Source organism: Methylomonas stagni (assembly GCF_050154735.1).
In the GTDB taxonomy this organism is placed as follows: domain Bacteria; phylum Pseudomonadota; class Gammaproteobacteria; order Methylococcales; family Methylomonadaceae; genus Methylomonas; species Methylomonas koyamae_A.
In genome coordinates this window covers 790,835-810,698 of record NZ_CP189557.1, presented here as the reverse complement: position 1 = coordinate 810,698, position 19,864 = coordinate 790,835, and the positions used below count along the sequence as shown (strand labels likewise).

26 protein-coding genes are annotated in these 19,864 nt (G+C 56.2%); 8 read left to right on the top strand and 18 right to left on the bottom strand.

Features of this window, described 5'->3' with window-relative positions; translation table 11 throughout:
* Nucleotides 1-3 precede the first annotated feature (3 nt).
* Nucleotides 4-459: a roadblock/LC7 domain-containing protein gene (locus tag ACP4CD_RS03850; protein WP_426993652.1), complete on the top strand. Its 456-nt coding sequence runs from the start codon at nucleotides 4-6 to the stop codon at nucleotides 457-459.
* 13 nt (nucleotides 460-472) lie between these two features.
* Here the strand turns inward: ACP4CD_RS03850 and ACP4CD_RS03845 are convergent, their stop codons facing one another.
* Nucleotides 473-697: a DUF2149 domain-containing protein gene (locus ACP4CD_RS03845; protein ID WP_426993651.1), complete on the bottom strand. Its 225-nt coding sequence runs from the start codon at nucleotides 695-697 to the stop codon at nucleotides 473-475.
* Between the two features lie 97 nt (nucleotides 698-794).
* Here ACP4CD_RS03845 and ACP4CD_RS03840 point away from each other — a divergent pair, with 97 nt between their 5' ends.
* Entirely contained in the window at nucleotides 795-1,259 is a 465-nt protein-coding gene (locus tag ACP4CD_RS03840; protein ID WP_426993649.1) for an HIT domain-containing protein, read from the top strand.
* Here ACP4CD_RS03840 and ACP4CD_RS03835 read toward each other — a convergent pair.
* The gene (locus ACP4CD_RS03835; RefSeq protein WP_426993648.1) at nucleotides 1,205-1,498 is read right to left on the bottom strand and encodes a flagellar basal body-associated FliL family protein; all 294 of its coding nucleotides are present in this window, start codon (nucleotides 1,496-1,498) and stop codon (nucleotides 1,205-1,207) included. The genes ACP4CD_RS03840 and ACP4CD_RS03835 overlap by 55 nt on opposite strands.
* 179 nt (nucleotides 1,499-1,677) lie before the next feature.
* Here ACP4CD_RS03835 and nagZ point away from each other — a divergent pair, with 179 nt between their 5' ends.
* From nagZ to ACP4CD_RS03820, 3 genes are read left to right on the top strand one after another with little or no spacing between them, the layout of a single operon-like run.
* A complete protein-coding gene (nagZ, locus tag ACP4CD_RS03830; protein ID WP_426993646.1) occupies nucleotides 1,678-2,694 on the top strand; it encodes a beta-N-acetylhexosaminidase in 1,017 nt (338 codons plus the stop codon).
* Complete coding sequence (locus ACP4CD_RS03825) at nucleotides 2,678-3,232, top strand: hypoxanthine-guanine phosphoribosyltransferase (protein ID WP_064030474.1); 555 nt, start codon at nucleotides 2,678-2,680, stop codon at nucleotides 3,230-3,232. The genes nagZ and ACP4CD_RS03825 overlap by 17 nt, the downstream gene beginning before the upstream one ends.
* Complete coding sequence (locus tag ACP4CD_RS03820) at nucleotides 3,229-3,963, top strand: S-methyl-5'-thioinosine phosphorylase (RefSeq protein ID WP_064030472.1); 735 nt, start codon at nucleotides 3,229-3,231, stop codon at nucleotides 3,961-3,963. Before ACP4CD_RS03825 ends, ACP4CD_RS03820 begins: the two co-directional genes overlap by 4 nt.
* A 185-nt stretch (nucleotides 3,964-4,148) precedes the next feature.
* Here ACP4CD_RS03820 and ACP4CD_RS03815 read toward each other — a convergent pair whose 3' ends face one another.
* Nucleotides 4,149-4,343 (bottom strand): hypothetical protein, encoded by a 195-nt coding sequence (locus tag ACP4CD_RS03815; RefSeq protein ID WP_064030470.1) that lies wholly within the window; start codon nucleotides 4,341-4,343, stop codon nucleotides 4,149-4,151.
* 118 nt (nucleotides 4,344-4,461) lie between these two features.
* On the opposite strand from ACP4CD_RS03815, the gene ACP4CD_RS03810 reads away from it, so the two are divergent.
* Together ACP4CD_RS03810 and soxZ are read left to right on the top strand one after the other, a co-directional pair.
* Nucleotides 4,462-4,923, top strand: a complete 462-nt coding sequence (locus tag ACP4CD_RS03810) for a thiosulfate oxidation carrier protein SoxY (RefSeq protein ID WP_426993644.1) — start codon at nucleotides 4,462-4,464, stop codon at nucleotides 4,921-4,923.
* Entirely contained in the window at nucleotides 4,923-5,240 is a 318-nt protein-coding gene (soxZ, locus tag ACP4CD_RS03805; RefSeq protein WP_426993642.1) for a thiosulfate oxidation carrier complex protein SoxZ, read from the top strand. Before ACP4CD_RS03810 ends, soxZ begins: the two co-directional genes overlap by 1 nt.
* Here the strand turns inward: soxZ and ACP4CD_RS03800 are convergent.
* The 10 genes from ACP4CD_RS03800 to ACP4CD_RS03755 form a co-directional block, all read right to left on the bottom strand.
* On the bottom strand, nucleotides 5,237-6,205 hold the full coding sequence (locus ACP4CD_RS03800) for a beta-ribofuranosylaminobenzene 5'-phosphate synthase family protein (RefSeq protein WP_426993640.1): 969 nt from the start codon (nucleotides 6,203-6,205) through the stop codon (nucleotides 5,237-5,239). The two genes, soxZ and ACP4CD_RS03800, sit on opposite strands and share 4 nt — an antisense overlap.
* Nucleotides 6,206-6,239: 34 nt before the next feature.
* Nucleotides 6,240-6,914: an HAD family hydrolase gene (locus tag ACP4CD_RS03795; protein WP_426993638.1), complete on the bottom strand. Its 675-nt coding sequence runs from the start codon at nucleotides 6,912-6,914 to the stop codon at nucleotides 6,240-6,242.
* The gene (locus ACP4CD_RS03790) at nucleotides 6,914-7,840 is read right to left on the bottom strand and encodes a hypothetical protein (RefSeq protein WP_426993636.1); all 927 of its coding nucleotides are present in this window, start codon (nucleotides 7,838-7,840) and stop codon (nucleotides 6,914-6,916) included. The genes ACP4CD_RS03795 and ACP4CD_RS03790 overlap by 1 nt, the downstream gene beginning before the upstream one ends.
* Before the next feature lie 2 nt (nucleotides 7,841-7,842).
* Nucleotides 7,843-8,769, bottom strand: a complete 927-nt coding sequence (locus ACP4CD_RS03785; protein ID WP_426993635.1) for a diguanylate cyclase — start codon at nucleotides 8,767-8,769, stop codon at nucleotides 7,843-7,845.
* Nucleotides 8,770-8,861: 92 nt separating this feature from the next.
* On the bottom strand, nucleotides 8,862-9,305 hold the full coding sequence (locus ACP4CD_RS03780; protein ID WP_426993633.1) for a YcgN family cysteine cluster protein: 444 nt from the start codon (nucleotides 9,303-9,305) through the stop codon (nucleotides 8,862-8,864).
* Nucleotides 9,306-9,310: 5 nt separating this feature from the next.
* Complete coding sequence (ftsX, locus tag ACP4CD_RS03775) at nucleotides 9,311-10,273, bottom strand: permease-like cell division protein FtsX (protein ID WP_064030459.1); 963 nt, start codon at nucleotides 10,271-10,273, stop codon at nucleotides 9,311-9,313.
* A 2-nt stretch (nucleotides 10,274-10,275) separates the two neighbouring features.
* The gene (gene ftsE, locus ACP4CD_RS03770; RefSeq protein WP_426993631.1) at nucleotides 10,276-10,932 is read right to left on the bottom strand and encodes a cell division ATP-binding protein FtsE; all 657 of its coding nucleotides are present in this window, start codon (nucleotides 10,930-10,932) and stop codon (nucleotides 10,276-10,278) included.
* A gap of 4 nt (nucleotides 10,933-10,936) precedes the next feature.
* A complete protein-coding gene (gene ftsY, locus ACP4CD_RS03765; protein ID WP_426993629.1) occupies nucleotides 10,937-12,973 on the bottom strand; it encodes a signal recognition particle-docking protein FtsY in 2,037 nt (678 codons plus the stop codon).
* Nucleotides 12,974-12,978: 5 nt separating this feature from the next.
* A complete protein-coding gene (locus ACP4CD_RS03760) occupies nucleotides 12,979-13,515 on the bottom strand; it encodes a hypothetical protein (protein WP_426993627.1) in 537 nt (178 codons plus the stop codon).
* A gap of 46 nt (nucleotides 13,516-13,561) precedes the next feature.
* Nucleotides 13,562-14,308 (bottom strand): SURF1 family protein, encoded by a 747-nt coding sequence (locus ACP4CD_RS03755; protein ID WP_426993625.1) that lies wholly within the window; start codon nucleotides 14,306-14,308, stop codon nucleotides 13,562-13,564.
* A gap of 73 nt (nucleotides 14,309-14,381) precedes the next feature.
* Between ACP4CD_RS03755 and ACP4CD_RS03750 the strand changes: the two genes are divergently transcribed.
* Nucleotides 14,382-14,651: a twin transmembrane helix small protein gene (locus ACP4CD_RS03750; RefSeq protein WP_064030447.1), complete on the top strand. Its 270-nt coding sequence runs from the start codon at nucleotides 14,382-14,384 to the stop codon at nucleotides 14,649-14,651.
* A 62-nt stretch (nucleotides 14,652-14,713) separates the two neighbouring features.
* Here ACP4CD_RS03750 and ACP4CD_RS03745 read toward each other — a convergent pair whose 3' ends face one another.
* From ACP4CD_RS03745 to ACP4CD_RS03725, 5 genes are all read right to left on the bottom strand, one after another.
* Nucleotides 14,714-15,592, bottom strand: a complete 879-nt coding sequence (locus tag ACP4CD_RS03745; RefSeq protein ID WP_064030445.1) for a cytochrome c oxidase subunit 3 — start codon at nucleotides 15,590-15,592, stop codon at nucleotides 14,714-14,716.
* A 14-nt stretch (nucleotides 15,593-15,606) separates the two neighbouring features.
* Nucleotides 15,607-16,152 carry a cytochrome c oxidase assembly protein gene (locus ACP4CD_RS03740; RefSeq protein ID WP_064030442.1) on the bottom strand — a complete coding sequence of 182 codons (546 nt, stop codon included), beginning with the start codon at nucleotides 16,150-16,152 and terminating at the stop codon, nucleotides 15,607-15,609.
* A 165-nt stretch (nucleotides 16,153-16,317) separates the two neighbouring features.
* Nucleotides 16,318-17,934 (bottom strand): cytochrome c oxidase subunit I, encoded by a 1,617-nt coding sequence (gene ctaD, locus ACP4CD_RS03735; RefSeq protein WP_064030440.1) that lies wholly within the window; start codon nucleotides 17,932-17,934, stop codon nucleotides 16,318-16,320.
* 57 nt (nucleotides 17,935-17,991) lie between these two features.
* On the bottom strand, nucleotides 17,992-19,212 hold the full coding sequence (gene coxB, locus ACP4CD_RS03730) for a cytochrome c oxidase subunit II (RefSeq protein WP_082885614.1): 1,221 nt from the start codon (nucleotides 19,210-19,212) through the stop codon (nucleotides 17,992-17,994).
* 249 nt (nucleotides 19,213-19,461) lie between these two features.
* Entirely contained in the window at nucleotides 19,462-19,857 is a 396-nt protein-coding gene (locus ACP4CD_RS03725) for a bacteriohemerythrin (protein ID WP_426993623.1), read from the bottom strand.
* Between the last annotated feature and the right edge of the window lie 7 nt (nucleotides 19,858-19,864).

Below are 19,864 nucleotides of genomic sequence, written 5' to 3'. Positions count from 1 at the left end.
GCCATGCATTGGTTCGAATCGCAACTCGCCGAGCTCGATCGCTTGGCGGCGGCCTACTCGGCGGCCCAACGCCAGCCCTCGGACGATCTGGTAGGTACCAGCGCCTCCCTGCGCACCAAGCGCGGCGAATTCATCGGGGCACTGCAAACACTGGTCGATGGCGTGGTGCGGATCAAAGGCATCGACGCCTGCGCCGCTTACCACGAGGGCTTGATTCTGGCCAGTGCCGGTCAACTGCCGCACGCCGACGCGCTGGGCGCGTTGATCGAAGACAGCATCGGCGTCGCCCGCGACAGTTCGGCGATTCTAAAGTTGGGCGACATCGAGCAACTGGTCATCGTCGGCTCGGCCAGCAAAGTAGCGGTGCTCAACATCGGCCCGGTGGTGCTGTGCATCGCTTGCCCCAAGACCACCAACCTGGCCGCCGCACTCAGTGAACCGGTAAAGGCCAAGCGCTAAAGTGCCGCCAAACTTACGGACCGGCCGGCTTGTCCTCGGGTACGTAGACGAATGAACCGTCGTCTTTTAGTCGATAGGTCACGCCGGCTTTCATACCCTCGCCCTGACCGATTTTGCCGGTCGATTGGTATTTCTCCATTTTCTCGCCGTCCTTGATCATCATTTCCCTATTCGCTTCACCCGGATTCTTAACGACAATCACCTTGTCGCTGTTAAACGGATTCAGCGGGTTTTCCATGACATGGCGAATGTCTCGACTTTCAATGCCCCATCGCTAGCCGTTATCATGGTGAAGTCTGAAAACCGTCCGTCAATCATCTTTAGTCGAGAAGCCCATGTCCTCGTTCCACCTCCACCCGCAATTGCGACAAGATTGCCACGAAGTCGGCCGGTTCGAGCTGAGCCTGCTGCTGATGATGAACGACAGCGCCTATCCCTGGTTTATTTTGGTACCGCAACGCGGCGGCTTGACTGAGTTATATCAACTGAACGATCGGGACCGGTCTTTGTGGCTAGCGGAGTCTTGCCTATTGGCGGAAACGATGACGGCGATGTTTCGGCCCGACAAACTCAACGTCGCGGCGATCGGCAATCTGGTACCGCAACTGCATATTCATCATATCGCCCGCTATCGGACCGATCCGGCCTGGCCGGCGCCCGTCTGGGGAAGTTTCCGCCGCAACCCTATGCCGGCGATCAGGTGGAACGGCGCATCGAGCAAATGCGCCAAGCTCTGCGCGGTCAGTTACTGGATTAGGAATTCGGAGAAGAACACATCGCGGAAGCCATCCGGATTTTGAATTTTCGTCAACAAACCGGTGATCATTTCCTTGGTTTTCAAACGCAGACCTTCGCGTTGTTCCATCGTTTGCAAGTCGGCGGCATGCAAGCCACTCAACATCATAATCATTTCATGGCGCAGTAACGGCATGTGTTTTTTGATTTTTTCGACCGGCTCGGCCCCTTCCACCAGCAACTGCACGTTCAACAACAGGTATTTTTTCGGCTCGGCCAGATTGACGGTAAAGGCCGGCTTCATCTCCAAATACTCGATGACCGGGCCGGCGCTTTCATCGGCTTTTTTTCGCCGGAGTTAGCGGCGGACAAACCGGGTAACAGCAACAAACTGATCAACAAAACCAAAGTACGCACGGGGATTCCTCATATAATGTCGGGTTCAAGCTCCAGAAGTATATTCCAATTTAGACATTTATCACCATGAAACCACAAGCCATCGGTCCGGTCATGATAGACATCGACGGGCTCAGCCTGACGGCGGCGGATCGGGAAAAAATCGCCCATCCCAATACCGGCGCGTTGATATTGTTCGCTCGCAATTTCGATCATCCGGCGCAAGTCGAGGCATTGATTGCCGACATACGCAAGGCACGTAGCGGCGACATTTTAATTGCCGTCGATCAGGAAGGCGGCCGAGTTCAGCGCTTTCAGAACGGATTTACCCGCTTACCCGCGGCGGCCAAGTACGCCGACAAACCGGAATTGGCTGAAGCAGCCGGTTGGTTGATGGCCGCCGAATTGCTCGCCATCGACGTAGACTTCAGCTTCGCGCCGGTGCTGGATGTCGATCGCGGCGTCAGCGAAATCATCGGCAATCGTTCGTTTTCCGGCGATCCGACCCTAGCGGCCCAACTGGCTGGAGCCTTCCGTACAGGCATGCGCGCGGCCGGCATGGCCGCGACCGGCAAGCATTTTCCCGGCCACGGCGCCGTCGCGCTAGACTCGCACTTGACCTTGCCGATCGACGATCGCGATCTGACAAGCATACGCGGCGAGGATTTGGTGCCGTTTAAAGCGTTGATCGAACAAGGGCTGGAAGCCGTGATGCCGGCCCATGTGGTGTATCCGCGCATCGACCGCTTGCCGGCGGGTTTTTCCGGCGTTTGGCTGCAAGACATATTGCGCGGCGAGCTGGGTTTTAACGGTGCGATATTTAGCGACGATTTGAGCATGAACGGCGCCGCCGGTATCGGAGACTACTCCGATCGGGCGCGTTTAGCGCTGGAAGCCGGCTGCGACATGGTGTTGGTATGCAACAATTCGGCGGCGGCCGAGCAAGTCTTAGACGATCTGCCGGTTCGCGAACGCCGTGCCGGCGAAGCGCGTTTGCAAGCCATGCGCGGCCAGCCCAAATTCACCCGAGAACAGCTGCAACAACTGCCGAAATGGCAACAAATTTCCAAACAACTCCAAGAGCTTTATGAATCCCCTGCTTGAAGAAATCGATCAAGTCCAACGGCACGCGCGACAACTGCACGCCGCCGCCGAAGTCGAGTCCGCACTGGACTTGATGGCCGCCAACATCAGCGCCGCGCTGCGAGACCGCAATCCGCTGCTATTGTGCGTGATTAACGGCGGCATCATCGCCACCGGCAAACTGTTGCCGCGCCTGGACTTTCCGCTGATGTTGGACAGCATCCACGCTAGCCGCTACCGGAACGCCACCTCCGGCAGCGAGATTCACTGGCTGTTTACGCCGACCACGCCGTTGGCGGGACGGACGGTGCTAGTAATTGACGACATCCTCGACGAAGGCCATACCTTGCGCGCCATCGTCGATTACTGCCAACAGCAAGGCGCCGAAGCCGTTTACACGGCGGCGCTTTTTGACAAACAACTCGATGAGCCCAAACCGATCGCATTGGATTTTGTCGGTTTGAACGTGGAAAACCATTATTTATTCGGCTACGGCATGGATTACAAGGGTTATCTCAGAAACGCCGCAGGCGTCTATGCCTGCAAGGAAGTATTATGACCTTGGCTATTATCGGCGGCACCGGCCTGACCCAAATCCCGGACCTGCTTATCACCGGCGAACAAAGCCTCGATACGCCGTTCGGCGCGCCGTCGGCCGCTTACGTATTCGGCGAGCTCGACGGCCGTAAACTGGTGTTTTTAGCCCGGCATGGCAACCCACATCGAATACCGCCGCATAAAATCAACTATCGGGCGAATATCTGGGGCTTGCAAGCCTTGGGCGTGACCGAAATTATCGCGGTCGCGGCGGTTGGCGGCATTGGCCGCGAGATGGCACCGGCGGTCATCGCGATTCCCGATCAATTGATCGATTACAGCTACGGGCGAGAACATACCTACTTCGCCGACGATCTGGAACAAGTCACCCACATCGATTTCAGCGAACCCTACTCACCAGCCTTACGGGCTCGTATCGTCGCCGCCGCCGAACAAGCCGGCATCGCCACCGTAAACCACGGCATTTACGGCTGCACGCAAGGACCTCGTCTGGAAACGCCGGCGGAAATCAAACGCATGGCGAACGACGGCTGCGATTTGGTGGGTATGACCGGCATGCCGGAGGCAGCGCTGGCTCGAGAGTTGGGCATCGCTTACGCTAATGTTTCGGTGGTTGCCAATTGGGCGGCTGGCGTCGTCGCCGGCGAAATCACGATGGCGGAAATCGAAAAAAACCTGCACCAAGGCATGAATCAGGCGATCATGTTGCTAACAGCCGTGGCGCAGGCTTGAGGTAGGCAGAAACATATTCGGGAAGGGTTTTGCCGAAGCCCGGACACCTCGGCAAAACCCCAATTGAAAGAAACCACGGTTTCTTTTTTATAGCGGGACCTAACGCAGTTTCCCTGTCACCGCCGCAAACCCACAAGTGGATAGGAGAATGCAGTTCGCGACGTCTCCATTAAATCGTAACGGCCTTATTTGGTCAGACCGTTTTTGTGCAGCACATCCGAACGATAAGCAGAGTTGGACGAATCTTCGGCGATGTTTTTAGCGGCGGTAGCGTATTTATCGTGCTCCGCGTTTTTCACCATGAAAACCGCACCAGCGACCATAACGACGGCCAGAGCGATGTAGAGCCAAAAATTGTCTTTTTCTTGAACTTCATTCATTTTGTACCTTCCTGTATGTTGTTGTAGATGGTGCTGAAACAATTTCAACGGTGCTAACGATAACAAACCGAAATCGAAAAATTTTGATATACATCAAAAAAAGAAAGGTTATTTGGGCATGACTTATGACCGCCGTACTTTCCTGACAACATTCGGCCTAAGCCTGAGCGCTTGCGCGCTCACAACCGACATCAAGCCCGCCCTAGCCGACTCGGCGGCCGGATCGTCGCCGACCAAGACCCGGCTGGAAGAGATCTTGGCGATATTGTCCGATACCGGAATCCAAGATACCCCAACGTTGGAATTGACCTTACCGGCCGTTGCCGAAAACGGCGCTTTCGTGCCGATCACCGTCGCCAGCTCTTTGGAAGAGATTGAGCGGTTCGTCATCTATGTGGCTCACAATCCCAACCCACTGGTCGCCGAAATCGAACTCTCGCCGACGGTCTTGGCCTTCGTGAGCACACAAATCAAGATGGCCGGTTCTGGAGAGGTGGTGGTCCTGGCCAAGCGCGGCGCGGCTTGGCTACGCAATCGGCGTAGTGTGGAAGTCAGCATAGGCGGCTGCGGAACCGGCTGATGAGTACGATTAAAATTAGAAGTCGAGCGCTGGCGGGATTTTGGGAAATTCGGATTTTGAATCAACATCCGATGGAAAACGGCCGTAACCGCGACACCGATGGTGCGCTAATTCCGGCTCACTATATTCAAACCCTGACCTTGACTTTAAACGGCACGCCGACCCTTTCGGTCAACATGGCCGGCAGCGTTTCCAAGAATCCGTTTTTCGTATTTCGGCTGCGCGCTAGTATAGGTGATCGAATCAGCGTGATGTGGTTGGACAACCTCGGCAATCAAGACCGTGTAGAACACCAACTCGTCGAACGCGACGACTAAGCAAGCTCGTCGGAAATCAAGCAGGCCGGCTGGTTGCGCGCACTGGCTACTAAGAAGCTAAGCGGCGATTGAGCGAACTGCGACTCCAGGGCTTGAACCAACTCGGCGGCTCGCCGAGGGGACTCGACCGCGCAGAAACCGGTCGGCCCCCAGGACGTCTGGCCGATCGCCACGGCGCCGGCCTTTTCCAACATCGTCATCGCCGCCGCCACGTCCGGGCTGGTGAAAATTCCACCCTGCACCGGCGCGAAATGCTCGCCGACCGCCCGTTGTAACTCGGTAATCACCGCGCCGAACCTCGGCAAATCTTGTTCCGCCAACGCCGGCAGGCCCTGCATCAACAACAAATAACACAATCGCTCGGCACTGGCTTGCGGAAACGGCGGCAGCCGGCTGAACGCACTAATCTCCTGTTCGCCGTGCAAACCTTGGCCACGCTGATCGAACACCAGGATAAACCGCCAATGGTCCGGAATTGGCATTTGCGCTATCAGCGGCGGCGTTTTGGTCTCAGGACCGCGGCCGCCGTCGACCACCAAGCCGCCTTTTTCGAAAATCCCAATTCCTATCCCGGAGCGGGCGCCGCGTTCCGACAGCAACGCAATATCGCGCACCGTCAAACCCAGACCGTAAAATCGGCTCAACGCGGCCCCAACCGCCAGCGACATCTGCGTGCCCGAGCCCAGGCCGATATGCTCCGGAATCACGGTTTCCAACGCCAGCCGTAACCGATCGGAGACCCCCAGACGCTCGCACAGTTGTCGCACACAGCGGCCGGCCCGCTCGGTTTCCGGACCGACCACGGTCAGCGTCTCGGCGGCGCTCAGCGTCAAGCGAGTGTTGATTTCCTCTACCGCCAAACCGATGCTGCCGAAATGCCGCCCCAAACCACCGCTCAAATCGATGAAGCCCATGTGTAATCGGGCTGGCGCCACCACCGTGACCGTTTCGAACTGCGCTTTCACCACCGGGATTCCAAGACCAAAAAACGAGGCGGCATTATAACGGAAGCGACCGCGCGGCCGAGATAAAATCGGCGGCTTCCCTTAAGTCGGACAGTACCCGCTCGGCCTGCCGACCGGCCAGCGCATCGACAGGATAGCTGGAGGGCACCAGCCAACAACGGATGCCGGCCGCAACCGCCGCCGCCACGCCGACCGGCGAATCTTCCAGCGCCAGACAAGCCGAAGCCGGCAAATCCAGCCGTCTGGCCGCTTCCAAATACACGTCGGGCGCCGGCTTACCGCGCGCCACCTGATCGACCGCGACCAGCAACGGAAACGTCTCGGCCAGGCCGGCATAGGCCAGACTGCGCCGCGCTGCAGCCGCCCGGCTGTTGGTGGCGATACAATACGGGATGCCGGCGGCTTGGGCGGCCTCCAGCAATTCCGGTAAACCCGGCTTGACCGCGATACCGTCGGTTTCGACTTGAGCCAACCAAATCTCGCCGCTTAACTGACGAAAGCTCGCCTGATCGAAACCGTCGCCGGCCAGATTGGCCAATCCGGCCAGTACTTCCGGCCCGGACAAGCCGAGCAAGCCTGCCCAGTCGGCATCCGAGTATCGATAGCCCATTTCCGCCGCAGCCGCGCGCCAGGCCGCCCGGTACGTGGATTCGCTATCGATCGCCAGGCCGTCCAGATCGAGAATCAGGCCGGCAAGCGTTCCGGCCATTAGCGTAATACCTTGATATATTCTCCGAGCGCCTCGCGATTGGAACCGACTACAACCCGCCGCCGGCCGGTATCGTCGACTTCCAGCAAGCCGGCAACCGCCACCACTTCGCCGGTTTGCGCCTGCCCGCAGTAGGTCGCGGTATAACAGACTATGCTGTCCGCTTGCGGATGGTCTATCGAAAAAACAGCCGGATAATCGAAGGCGTGAAAATCGTCGCTGATTCTGGCTTGCAGTTCGATAGCGCCCAACTTGCGATATTCGCGCGTTTCGCTTTCCAGCATCGGCGCCAGCAAGGTCAGATCGAATTTACGGCCGTTAATCATGGCCTTGTTGTATTTCCGCAATTCGTGCCAAATATATTCGTCCAACGCGAAATCGCAGGCGCGGCGCCGATAGGCTTCCAACCAATCCGCATCGTCCAGAACCTGGCAATAGTCCTCGGCTATCAAGCATTGCACGACGTTGCGAGCCCGGTGGAAGATTTCGCGGTCGTAACAGACCAGATCGATATCCGAGCTGTGTTTTTGCATGCCGACCTGCAACGATCCGGTCACGCCGAACTGATCCATGTCCAAGCCGCGGCGGCGGAACAAGGTGCAGAGACTGTGCAAATCGGCCAGCACCTGATCGCTGGGCTCTACTTCCAATAAGCCTTGCAGGCTGTGGCGGGGATGAAAATGTCGAATTACCGCAGTTTCCGGTACCGCGTGCAAGCGAGCATCCAAGCGCGCCGAGTAATGTAGGTATTGCGGATAATGCGCCGCTAAATGGGCGTTGGCCGTATCGCTATCGACTTTACGCCAAGCGCCGTCCAACATCGCGTAGCGCAGAAAGCACAGAATACGACCGGCCTCCAAACCGTCGGCGACCACCGCGAAAATCAGCTGCTCCGCTGTTTCGACGAAATCCTTGGGCCTGAACATGTTCAACCTATTTCCACCCGATTCCGGCCCAACTGCTTGGCGCGATAAAGCGCGGCGTCGGCGGCCTTGATCAATTCGTCCGGGGACGAGTATTGGCCGAGGTGCGCGGCCGCGCCGATGCTGAGCGTCACGCGTCCGCACTCGGACGAGGCGTGAGCAATGCCCAGAGCCTGGACCGCATGGCGCATCCGTTCGGCCAATTCGCGCGCTTCAACCAACAAGGTCGCCGGCAAGACCGCGACAAACTCCTCGCCGCCATACCGACAAATTAGATCGGTACTGCGACGCAACTGATCGGACAAGGCCTTGGCGACCTCGACCAGGCATTCATCGCCGCGCACGTGTCCGTAGCTGTCGTTGTATTTCTTGAAGTAATCTATGTCGCAAACCAACACCGATAGTACCGAATTATTGCGCTGCGCCAGCGCAAATTGCAGGGCTAATACGCTATCCAAGCGGCGGCGATTCGCCAACCCGGTCAATTGATCGCTCTGCGACAGCCACTCCAGCTCTTGGTTGACCAATTGCAGCTGTTGCTGGGATTTTTGCAACTTTTGGCGCATCAAGTAAATCCGCTCCATCGCCACCATCGTGTACCGCAAACGTAGCGGATTCAGCGGCTTTTGCAAGTACGCGTCGCCGCCCGCCAGTATGCCTTGGCAAAACGAGTCGTCGTCGGTGCGCGTGGTCAAGAACACGATCGGGAACCAATCGGATTTTCGCAACTCACGGATGGCCTGAGTCGCCTCGAAGCCGTTCAAGCGGGGCATCTCGACATCCATCAACACCAGATCGACGTCCTGATCGGCAACGTATTGCAGGGCTTCCGCTCCGTTTTCGGCAAAGTCTACTTGATGCCGCAATTCACGGAGGCACTCCGCCACCAATTGCCGTATCGCCTTACTATCGTCGACGACTAAAACTTTCATACGCTCCGCCTAATCCTCCCTTTAACGAACACGATTTTAGTTCAACCTGCCAAAAAGTAGGGTAAGAGGGTCGACGACGATGTTTGACATCGCTAATCCCTGGGTTTCGGCGGCAGCCAAGCGATGATGTGGTCTTCCATATCGTCGACTTCCGATTCCTTGACCGCGAACCCAGTCACCGAAATGCCGGCCTCCGCCACGGTGTCCAGCCGCCCGGAAATCAGCGGATGCCATTCCGGCAACGCCTCTCCATCCAGCAACAAACGATAGGCGCAGGTGTCGGGCATCCAGTGATACGCGCTGAAATCGTGTTGTTTCAAGTCCAAACAATCCGGCACCAATGTGCAGCGCTCGGCATAGCGGCTACAAGAACAAGTGTCCAAATCGATCAAATCGCAAACGACGCGAGTCAGCGCGATCTCGCCGGTATCTTCGTCTTCGAGTTTGTTCAAACAGCACTTGCCGCAGCGATCGCACAACGACTCCCATTCTTCGGTGGTCATTTCGGCCAGCGTCTTGGTTTCCCAAAAGTTCATCGCGACTACTCCGGCTTCAGCAAGCGCAATTGATAATGCAACACGACCCAAGCACCGCAGACGGCCAGCGCCGAAGAAATCGTCAGCAACAGCAAAAACTCGCCGAAACTCAGAAACAATAATTCGAAGGCGCTGTTATAGAGCACCGACAATTTCTCAACCGGCGACTCCAAGATCAGCAACATCACCGTCACGATCAACCAGCCCAGAAAACCGGCGATGAATCCCAACCAAAACCCGGTATAGAGAAACGGCCGCTGAATGAAGGCATTCGTAGCGCCGACCAATTTGGAAATATAGACTTCGTCCTGACGATTCTGCAACTCCAGCCGAATCGTGTTGCCGGTGATAAAGGTGACCGCGAAACCCAGCAGCAAACTGACCAACATCACGCCGCGGCTAGCAATCGTCATGATGGTCTGCAAGCGGGCCACCCATTGCATATCCACTTGCACGAAATCGACTTGCGGCAATTGTTTGAACTCCGCCATCAGCGTTTCGATGTCGGCGTTGGATTCCAGGGTATGCTTAGGTTGAACCTGGACCACACTGGGTAGCGGATTTTGTTCCAAGGCATTCAACGCGTCGCCGAAACCGCTATTGGCCTTGAATTCGTCCAAAGCCTGCTGCTTGGTGATCAACTTAACCGCATCCACGCTGGGATTTTGCCGCAGTTGTTCGACCAGCTTCTGACCGGCGGCGTCGGTGACGTTGTCGTGTAAAAACAGCGACATTTGATTGCTGCTCTCCAAATTCCCGGTCAATTGCTGAATGTTGGCAACGCCGATGTAAAAACCGCCGGACAACGACACCGCGATCGCCAGTACCAGCACCGTCATCGCCGACGTGAACGGCGAACGGGTCAAGCGGCCGAGACTGGAAAACAGACCGTGGGCGTGATTCAGCAAATACGCCTGGAAACGGTCGTTCAAGCGCTGGCCGAAATGTTTGCGCTGTACTTGTCTCATCGTCAACTCGCCACCATATGCCCTTTGTCCAAGGTCAGCACCCGATAGCCGAGCACGTGAACCAGCTCGATATCGTGAGTGGCGATCAACACCGAAACCCCGACTTGCTTGAACTGCTCGAACATATGCATGACTTCGGCCGACAGATCCGGGTCCAGGTTGCCGGTCGGCTCGTCCGCGATTATCAACTTGGGTTTGTTGACGATGGCCCTCGCGATACCGACCCGTTGTTGTTCGCCGCCGGACAAGGCCAGCGGATATTTACGCTCCTTGCCCAACAGCCCCACTTTGTCCAGCGACGCCCTCACTCGCCTCGCCACTTCATTGGCCTGATAGCCGGACACCACCAACGGCAACGCCACGTTATCGAACACGGTCCTATCGTTTAGCAGTTTATAGTCCTGAAAGATCAGACCGAGTCCGCGCCGCAAATACGGCACTTTACGCTCGCTGACCCGGTTGATGAGCTGACCGTCCAGGAAAATGTTACCGCGCGTGCATTGCTCCATCATCGCGATCAATTTCAGCAATGTGCTTTTGCCGGCGCCGGAGCGGCCGGTCAGAAACGCCATTTCGCCTTTTTGCAGATGAAAGCTGACGTCGATCAAGGCCTCGCCGGCATCGGGGTAACGTTTGCTGACGTGTTCGAACTTGAGCATGGCGTTAGTCTTTAGCGAACAAGGCCTCGACGAACTGCTCGGCATCGAAGTCCTGCAAATCGTCGATACTCTCGCCGACGCCGATGAAGCGAATCGGGATATGCAATTGATTGGCCAACGCGAAAATGATGCCGCCCTTGGCGGTACCATCCAGTTTGGTCAGGGCCAAACCGGTCAAGCCAACCGCTTCGTTGAATATTTTAGCCTGCGACAACGCATTCTGGCCGGTGCCGGCATCCAGAATCAACAACACTTCATGCGGCGCGCTGTCGTCCAATTTGGCCATGATCCGCTTTATCTTTTTCAACTCGTCCATCAAATTGGATTTGGTGTGCAAACGCCCGGCGGTGTCCGCGATCAACACGTCCACGCCCCTGGATTTGGCCGATTGCAGCGCGTCGAAGATCACCGATGCCGAATCGGCGCCGGTGTGCTGCGCCACGACCGCCACATTATTACGCTCGCCCCAGGTCTGCAACTGCTCGACCGCCGCCGCCCGGAAAGTATCGCCGGCCGCCAGCATCACGCTATGCCCTTGTTGCTGCAAACGCTTGGCCAATTTACCTATCGACGTGGTTTTGCCGACGCCGTTGACGCCGACTACCAGAATCACGAACGGTCCATCCCGTTCCGGAATTTTTAGCGCTTGCGAGCAGGGTTTCAGTATCGTCAGCAGTTGCTGCTTTAGCGCATCGAGCAAGGCATCGCCGTCGGCCAGCTGTTCGCTCTCCAACGTTTTTTGCAAATGTTCGATCAATTGGGTCGTCGTTTCGATGCCGAGGTCGGCCATCAGCAAACTCGCCTCCAAATCGACCAGCAAACCCTTGGTCACCGCTTTCTTGCCGAATGCCAAGCTGCCCAGCACCGATCCGAAACCGCCGCGGGTTTTTTGCAGTTGATTACTCAGGCGTTGGAACAGACTCTCCGCCACCGGCACTTCGACGGGCACCGGTGCCAAAGCCACCTCACCGACCGTTGCCGGAATCGCCGCTTCGCCAACAGAAACCTCGGCTTCGGCTTCGGCTTCGGCTTCGGCTTCGGCTTCGGCTTCGGCTTCGGCTTCGGCTTCGGCTTCGGGAAAACCGTAACGGCTGTACAAGGCAATGGCCAATAACGGCACCATCAACAAAGCCGCCACCGCGTTATGCGCAACCGCCAATCCCAGCGGCAGACTATATTTGACGCTGAAGATCCCTAGTACGATTTGCAGCAACAAAACCAGGCTGACCAGGTTACCTGCCAAGCGTACCGGTTTGGGATAGCGGTCGCCGGTCGCTACCAGCATCAACGCGCTCACGACCAAGAAGGTAAGGCCGGCCGCCAGCCGGTGAACGGTGTGAACAGCCGCTAGCGCGGCGGCGCTCAACAACTGCCCTTGCGGACGGAACGGATTCAATGCATCCCAGTAGTCGGCCGCCGGCAGCCAAACCCCTTGGCAACGCGGGAAATCGTCGCACGCTAGCCCAGCGTAGTTGCTGCTGACCCATCCCCCCAACGCGATCTGCGCCAGCACCACCCACATCGCCAATCCGGTCAGCCACATCGGCCCGGAACTGACCGAACGCCGGCTCAGCGCCGGATCCAAGCGCAGATAAGCCCAAACCAGCGCCCAAAAGGTCATGAATCCCAATAACAAATGTCCGGTAACGACCGCCGGGGTCAGCTTGGAGGCCACGGTCCACATGCCCAACGCCGCCTGGCTGGCAATCAGCGATACGATAACCAGGGTCCAGCCGACCGCGAGGTCGCGTTTTTGCTCGCGCCAAGCGAACGGCAGGGCCAGCAACACCAAGACCGCCAGCGCGCCGGCTAAATAACGATGGGCCATTTCCTTCCAGGCCTTGGCGACATCAACCGCTTGCCCGCCGAACGCGGCCGCCGCATCGGCCTTGAATTGGTCGGTATCGGCGACGACGGCTTTGCCGTAACAACCGGGCCAGTCCGGACAACCCAAGCCGGCGTGGCCGAGGCGGACATAGGCGCCGACCACGATGACCAGCAGCGCCAGGATGGCCCCGCACAATAATAATCTTCTGAACATGTTTATTAACCGATTTGGGAAATTCTGAGGAGTTTGCTTAAGTCGTCTCTGACTTGATAGGGATCGAATCCGGGCGGGTATTTCATCATCAGATTGCCGAGAGGGTCCATGATGATCAAGGCACCCTCGACCGGGGCTTGGCCGGCTATCCCGGACAATCCCGCCCGCAAGCCATCGGCCGGCAGCGCTTTCAGCAGGCGCGCATCCTCACGCCATTGGCCGGGCAGCGCGACTTGTCCGTCGCTTAGCAAAGCCAAGCGCCGCACTCGGGCGATGTCCTTGCCTATCATCAGACCGATCTGCCGGGATTTATGCAGGGCATCGGCGCACACTTGCGAGCACGCGCCGAATACCGGATTAATGAGTACCCAGTGCCCCTTCAACTCCCCGATATTTTCTTGGGAAAACGTATCTGCACCGACAAAACTGACCGGTTCGGTCTGAAGCGGCGGTTGAATCAACTCGCCATGATTGGTCCCCAATCTGACGGTGTCCGGATGCGCCGCCAAATACCAAGCGATGCTAAATGGAATCGCCGTCATTGCGAAGATTCCTAAAATGGTGAGACGATTTATTTTTAATTGTTGTTTACTCACGACGTTTACGAAGACTGTTCCAAAACATTAGGGTGCTTAGCGTTAGCGCTAAACCGAACCATTGTACTGCATAGGCCCGGTGTTTTTCCGGCGGAATGACCATGTTGATACGCCAATCCCGCAGATAGCCGGCGGGTTGATCCGTATCCAATTCCAGTTGGAACGGCGCCAGCGCGTAGCCGAATTTGACGCCGAGCGCAGCCAAATCGACGTACTGAGTGCGAACCGGCCAGCCTTCGCCCGGCGTCCCGCCGCCAGCCAGCCGAATGCCGACGTCGGGAAAACGGTTGATGTGGCCGCGCAACTGTTCGACCGGCGTATCGATGCTTAAATCGGGGACTACTCGCCTATCTCGGCCCAGCGGCAACCAGCCGCGATTGACCAAGACCGCGGCTTGGCCGTTGGCGGGCAAAAACGGCGTGAACACCAAATATCCGGGCCGGCCGTCGTGTACCTGATTGTCGAGCAATAATTGATGGGCGTCGTCGTAATGCCCTTGTAAAGTCGCCTTGCGATACCGAATCGCCTCTAGCTCCGGCTCGCCCGGTATCCGCTGGTTCAAATCCAGCGCGACCGACATTTGCGCGGCGTGTTGCGCGTCGAGCAAAGCTTGTTTTTCATCCGCGCGGCGCAATTGCCAGAAGCCCAGATTGCATAGCAACACCATCATTGCGACATAAGCCACCAATAGGGCCGGCGACCAGCGCCACTCCATGGGAAACAGCCGAAATTTAATCATCTAAAACCGCCCTAAGTATTGGCAAGCCATTGGGAATCGTCGAGAATGGCGCTTTTGCGCCGACTTTCCCGCCATGCCGATCAAAATATTCGTTATTGTCGCTTTTCTCGCCATTTTAGTCAGCCTGGGCTCGGCGCTGTTTCATTTGGTCAGACACAAAAGCGACGAAGATTCGCGTAAAACCGCCAAAGCCCTGACGTTTAGAATTGGCTTGTCGCTGGGCTTGTTTATTTTGTTGGTGCTGGCCTTGGCCACCGGCCTGATTCAACCGCACGGCCTGGGCGCCAGAATGCACGCCGACCAAAAACCGGCGTCATCCGCTCCTCAAAATCCCGGCCGCTAAACGCCGGCAAAAAAAGCGCGCCCGTCGCCGAGCGCGCTTTTTTCGTTAACGAAAGCAGGCGTTTACATCAAGTAAACGAAGACAAACAAGCCCAACCAGACGACGTCGACAAAGTGCCAATACCATGCCGCCGCTTCGAAAGCGAAATGATTTTCCGGCGTAAAATGGCCTTTCCAGCTTCTGAACAGCACGACCGACAGAATGATCGCACCGACGCAAACGTGGAAACCGTGGAAACCGGTCAACATGAAAAAGGTTGAACCGTAGATCCCGGAACCCAGCGTCAAACCCATCTCGTGATAGGCTTCGTAGTACTCGGTAGCTTGGCAGGCGACAAACAAAAAGCCCAAGCCAACGGTAGCCAACAGGCCTTTGATCAGCTGGCCGCGATGCTTGGCCAACAAGCCGTGATGCGCCCAGGTGCAGGTAACGCCACTGGATAACAGCAACAAGGTGTTGATCAACGGTAAACCGAAGGCGCCCATCGGCTCGAAATCGCCGCCGACTTTACCGGGACCGTTGGTCGGCCAAGTCGAGCTAAAGCCGTCCCACAGCGTAAAGGTCGAACGACCCGGACCGCTGACGAACGCGCCGTCGGTCGCGCCCAACCAGGGCACCGACAGATTGCGGGTGTACCAGAGCGCGCCGAAGAACACCGCGAAGAACATCACTTCGGAGAAAATAAACCACATCATGCCCATCCGGTAGGAAATACCGACACCGTGGTTGTACATGCCGGACTCGCTTTCGGTTGCTTGCAACGCAAACCACGCGCCCAACATCACCAGAAACACCACGAAACCGGCCAACATCATGCCGGAGCCGATCGAGTTGCCGTTCAAATGGTTTGCAAAGCCCGCCAGCGTCAGCATCAAACCGGCGGTGGCCATCACCGGCCAAGTGGCTTTATGCGGGATGTAATAAGCTGTGTTTGTAGACATAACCTTCCCCTTCGTTAATTTTCAGATTTTTCAGTAATTTCAAAAAAAGTGTAAGACAGCGTAATGTTTTTATAGCGCTCGGGCAGTTTCGGATCGACAACCAAACGAACCGTCATGTTCTTCTCTTCGTTCGGATCGAATATCTGTTCCAACTCGCAAAAACAAATCACCTTGGTGACGTATTCCTTGACCAAGCCCGGCGTGTAAGTCGCTACCGCGCGTACCTTAATCCTGCGATCGCTCAAGTTTTTCGCGTGAAATCCCACCGAATAATATTGGCCGGGATGAATCTTCAGACTGGGAGTTTCCACCTTAAAGTCCATCGGCACCGCACGATTCAGCGACGTCAAAAACTCCATCGTGATTTCCCGCGACTCGTCGACCTTGAACTCGGATTCCGTCTTGGCGACGCTTTCCAGCGTGGCGTTTTGTCCGGTGAGTTCGCAAAGCACGTCGTAAAGCGGTACCAGCGCATAACCGAAACCAAACATCAGCACCGCCACGCCGATCAGTTTCGCGGCCAGTCTGCGGTTTTTACCACGCAACTCTTCGCCGCTCATTGCGACATGGCCTTCATCACCGCGAACACATAAATCGTCAACGCCACCGCGACCAAGGCCAGCGCGGTCAAAATATTTTTAGTCTTGATATTCATCTCTATCCTCGCGCCCTCCTGTCGGATCTTACCGACAGGAGGGCCGCCGTCCAAGCCGCTCGCCTAGCGATTAAAAATGCTCTGTCGGAATTTTTTCCGGCGGGGTGGCAAACGTGTGATAAGGCGCGGGAGACGCCACGGTCCACTCCAAGCTGTGCTTGCTGGCGTCTTCCCAGACTTCGTCGGTGACTTTCTCGCCGGTACCGCCGCGAATCGTATCGATGACGATGTAAACGAACAGCAATTGACTGAAGCCATAGATGAACGCGCCGATACTGGACACCATGTTCCAATCCGCGAATTGAATCGCATAGTCCGGAATACGGCGCGGCATGCCGGCCAGACCCAGGAAATGCTGCGGGAAAAACAGGATGTTGACCGAAATCGCCGACAACCAGAAATGCAGTTTGCCGATTTTCTCGTTGTACATATGCCCGGTCCATTTAGGCAGCCAAAAGTACCCGGCGGCCATCAGAATGAAAACCGAAGCCGGTACCAAGGTGTAATGGAAATGCGCCACGATGAAATAGGTATCGTGATATTGAAAATCGACCGGCGCGACCGACATCATCAAACCGGTGAAACCGCCCATCGTAAACAACACCACGAACGCGATCGCGAACAACATCGGCGTTTCGAAGGTCATCGAGCCTTTCCACATCGTCGCTGTCCAGTTGAATACTTTCACGCCGGTCGGAATCGCAATCAGCATCGTCGCATACATAAAGTAAAGCTCGCCGGCAATCGGCAGACCGACGGTGAACATGTGATGGCACCAAACGATGAACGACAGGAACGCAATCGCGCCGGTCGCGTAGACCATCGAAGCGTAACCGAACAACGGCTTGCGAGCGAAGACCGGAATGATGGTGGAAGCCACGCCGAAGGTCGGCAGAATCATCACATACACTTCGGGATGACCGAAAAACCAAAAGATATGTTGATACAACACCGGGTCGCCGCCGCCGGCCGCATCGAAGAAGCTGGTGCCGAAGAAACGGTCGGTCAACAGCATCGTCACCGCACCGGCGAAAACCGGCATGATCGCGATCAACAGGAATGCGGTGATCAGCCAGGTCCAGACGAACAGCGGCATTTTCATCAAAGTCATTGCCGGGGCGCGCATGTTGAAAATGGTCGCGATCACGTTGATCGCCCCCATGATCGACGACACACCCAGCAAGTGAACCGCGAAGATCGCGAACGGCAAGGCTTTTCCGGTTTGCAATACCAGTGGCGGATACAGCGTCCAACCAGCCGAGGGCGCGCCGCCCTCCATGAACAGGGTACTGGCGATCAGCAACACGCCAGCCACCAACATCCAGAAGCTCATGTTGTTCATCCGCGGCAGCGCCATATCCGGCGCGCCGATCATCATCGGAATCATCCAGTTGGCCAGACCGACGAAAGCCGGCATCACCGCCCCGAAGACCATCACCAATGCGTGCATCGTGGTCATCGAGTTGAAGAAGTTGGGATCGACGAATTGCAATCCCGGCTCGAACAATTCCGAGCGGATAATCAACGCCATGCTACCGCCGACGAAAAACATCGCCAGCGAGAACACCAGATACATCGTGCCGATGTCTTTATGGTTGGTGGTAATTATCCAGCGCAGAATACCCTTATCCGGGCCGTGATCGTGGTGATCGTGATGATCATCATGTTCAGCTACGACAGCAGTCATACGTAATACCTCAAGAAATAATAGATAGTGAGTTCAACCCTAGAAAACCGGTTCCAATCAAGAGCCGACTTTGTTCTCGGCGACAACCTTGGGTTTGACTTCGCCGTTCTCTTTACATTGTTGAGCCGCATCGTCGATATCCGGATACAAATCGTCGAAATCGTCGAGCGTCAAGGCCTGACAAGGTTGGAACTCATCGCCGACATTGTTGCCCAGATTCGGAGAATTCCGCAGATAGGTCACCAATTCGGCCAATTCGTCGGCAGGCAATTTCTTGAACGCCGGCATTTTGCTGGTACCGGCTTGCACGAAACCGATCAGTTGATCGACATTGCCGGTCACTTTCGCGCTGGCGCTCAGCGCTGGATACCAACCGCTGATGCCCTTGCCGTCGATTTGATGGCAAGCCACGCAGTTTTTCAAGTAAACCGATTCGCCCTTAATTAGCAGCGAAGACCGGGTCAGCTTGCTCAAATCCGGCGCTTGTTTTTGTTTTTCCAGCGTGGATTTCACCCAGGCGTCGTACTGCTCCTGTTCCATCGCGATGACGACGATAGGCATGAAGCCGTGGTCGCGCCCGCACAGCTCGGTGCATTGGCCGCGATAGACGCCGGGCTTGTCGACTTGGGTCCAGGCTTCGTTGACGAAACCGGGATTGGCGTCTTTTTTCCAGCCCAGATCGGGCACCCACCAGGAGTGAATCACGTCGGCGGCGGTAAACAGGAAGCGGATTTTCTTACCGATCGGAATCACCAACGGTTTGTCGACGTTCAGCAGGTAGTTGGGCACCGCGCGCGGGTCCATCGTGCTGACCCTATGGGTTTTTTCGCTGGCTTCGTCCAAATGGCTTTCGAAGTGAACGCCCGAATCCAGGTATTCGTAGTCCCAATACCACTGTTTCCCGGTCACCTTGATGCTCATCTCGGATTCCTGGGTTCCGTCCAGATCGACCACGGCCTTGGTAGCCGGAATCGCCATACCGATCAGAATCAGCGTGGGAATAATGGTCCAAATGATCTCGACCGTCGTATTTTCATGAAACTGCGAAGCTTCGTGACCTTTTGATTTTCGATGATGGAAAATCGAGTAAAACATCGTACCGAACACCGCGACACCGATGAATACGCATATCCAAAGGATCAGCATGTGCAAATCGTAAAGCTCATGACTGAGTTGTGTCACACCTTGCACAAGATTGAGTGTGTAGTCCGCGTGTGCCGCCTCCAGGCCCCAGGCCATCAAAACCAGACACGCGAGCAGTTGCTTTGTTTTCTTCACGGAGCAGCCTCCCCACTAGTAGTTATAAACTTGTATGCGTTATATCTTCTGTAACATTGCGCGCCCAACCGGCCAGGCCCGCGGTTCCCTTTACAGATAATTGTCTTAAATAAACTGAGCAATTTTACCCCATCGTAGAGCAGCAAACCAGAAGAGGTTTTCCCGTTTCGGCAATTTACGCGTAAAAAAGGCTTGCGAACATTGCTGCTCGCAAGCCTTTGTGACCGCTTTAGCCTGTCGGCTTGGGACTTATTTCAGCGTATCGGAGTACGACATATCGAAGGTAGGAATATGGCTATCCAACCAGCCTTTGACCAATTGCCCGACTTCCTCGGTCACTTCGGCTTGACCCGCGTGAAATTTCTTTTGCAAATCCGCGCAAATACCGACCATGGCTTCGTGCTCGGCTTTATGGCGATCGTAACCGCCAAAACCCTTGGCCATCATTTCCCGTTCTTCATGAGCAAAATGATCGACCACATAAGCGATCAAAGCATCCAAGGAAGCGCCGACCGTCGCGCGCGCCGCGCCGCCGGTTGCCTCGTCGTACAGTTTGTTCAACAAACCGAACAAAGTCTGATGCTCCGAATCGGCAAAGCCCACGCCGGTGCCATACTGATCCGCGGTCCAAGTAATTAAAGCCATAAAACGC

What these genes read in the sequence shown, in the direction of transcription:
- ACP4CD_RS03725 (WP_426993623.1), bottom strand. Translation starts at nt 19,857, where the DNA reads ATGGCTTTAATTACTTGGACCGCGGATCAGTATGGCACCGGCGTGGGC.
- ACP4CD_RS03815 (WP_064030470.1), bottom strand. Translation starts at nt 4,343, where the DNA reads ATGAATGAAGTTCAAGAAAAAGACAATTTTTGGCTCTACATCGCTCTG.
- ACP4CD_RS03750 (WP_064030447.1), top strand. Translation starts at nt 14,382, where the DNA reads ATGCCGATCAAAATATTCGTTATTGTCGCTTTTCTCGCCATTTTAGTC.
- soxZ (WP_426993642.1), top strand. Translation starts at nt 4,923, where the DNA reads ATGAGTACGATTAAAATTAGAAGTCGAGCGCTGGCGGGATTTTGGGAA.
- ACP4CD_RS03790 (WP_426993636.1), bottom strand. Translation starts at nt 7,840, where the DNA reads ATGTTCAGGCCCAAGGATTTCGTCGAAACAGCGGAGCAGCTGATTTTC.
- ACP4CD_RS03755 (WP_426993625.1), bottom strand. Translation starts at nt 14,308, where the DNA reads ATGATTAAATTTCGGCTGTTTCCCATGGAGTGGCGCTGGTCGCCGGCC.
- ftsX (WP_064030459.1), bottom strand. Translation starts at nt 10,273, where the DNA reads ATGAGACAAGTACAGCGCAAACATTTCGGCCAGCGCTTGAACGACCGT.
- ctaD (WP_064030440.1), bottom strand. Translation starts at nt 17,934, where the DNA reads ATGACTGCTGTCGTAGCTGAACATGATGATCATCACGATCACCACGAT.
- ACP4CD_RS03825 (WP_064030474.1), top strand. Translation starts at nt 2,678, where the DNA reads ATGAATCCCCTGCTTGAAGAAATCGATCAAGTCCAACGGCACGCGCGA.
- ftsY (WP_426993629.1), bottom strand. Translation starts at nt 12,973, where the DNA reads ATGTTCAGAAGATTATTATTGTGCGGGGCCATCCTGGCGCTGCTGGTC.
- ftsE (WP_426993631.1), bottom strand. Translation starts at nt 10,932, where the DNA reads ATGCTCAAGTTCGAACACGTCAGCAAACGTTACCCCGATGCCGGCGAG.
- ACP4CD_RS03795 (WP_426993638.1), bottom strand. Translation starts at nt 6,914, where the DNA reads ATGGCCGGAACGCTTGCCGGCCTGATTCTCGATCTGGACGGCCTGGCG.
- nagZ (WP_426993646.1), top strand. Translation starts at nt 1,678, where the DNA reads ATGAAACCACAAGCCATCGGTCCGGTCATGATAGACATCGACGGGCTC.
- ACP4CD_RS03760 (WP_426993627.1), bottom strand. Translation starts at nt 13,515, where the DNA reads ATGACGGCGATTCCATTTAGCATCGCTTGGTATTTGGCGGCGCATCCG.
- ACP4CD_RS03835 (WP_426993648.1), bottom strand. Translation starts at nt 1,498, where the DNA reads ATGAAGCCGGCCTTTACCGTCAATCTGGCCGAGCCGAAAAAATACCTG.
- ACP4CD_RS03745 (WP_064030445.1), bottom strand. Translation starts at nt 15,592, where the DNA reads ATGTCTACAAACACAGCTTATTACATCCCGCATAAAGCCACTTGGCCG.
- ACP4CD_RS03810 (WP_426993644.1), top strand. Translation starts at nt 4,462, where the DNA reads ATGACTTATGACCGCCGTACTTTCCTGACAACATTCGGCCTAAGCCTG.
- ACP4CD_RS03845 (WP_426993651.1), bottom strand. Translation starts at nt 697, where the DNA reads ATGGAAAACCCGCTGAATCCGTTTAACAGCGACAAGGTGATTGTCGTT.
- ACP4CD_RS03780 (WP_426993633.1), bottom strand. Translation starts at nt 9,305, where the DNA reads ATGAACTTTTGGGAAACCAAGACGCTGGCCGAAATGACCACCGAAGAA.
- ACP4CD_RS03740 (WP_064030442.1), bottom strand. Translation starts at nt 16,152, where the DNA reads ATGAGCGGCGAAGAGTTGCGTGGTAAAAACCGCAGACTGGCCGCGAAA.
- ACP4CD_RS03850 (WP_426993652.1), top strand. Translation starts at nt 4, where the DNA reads ATGCATTGGTTCGAATCGCAACTCGCCGAGCTCGATCGCTTGGCGGCG.
- ACP4CD_RS03840 (WP_426993649.1), top strand. Translation starts at nt 795, where the DNA reads ATGTCCTCGTTCCACCTCCACCCGCAATTGCGACAAGATTGCCACGAA.
- ACP4CD_RS03820 (WP_064030472.1), top strand. Translation starts at nt 3,229, where the DNA reads ATGACCTTGGCTATTATCGGCGGCACCGGCCTGACCCAAATCCCGGAC.
- ACP4CD_RS03785 (WP_426993635.1), bottom strand. Translation starts at nt 8,769, where the DNA reads ATGAAAGTTTTAGTCGTCGACGATAGTAAGGCGATACGGCAATTGGTG.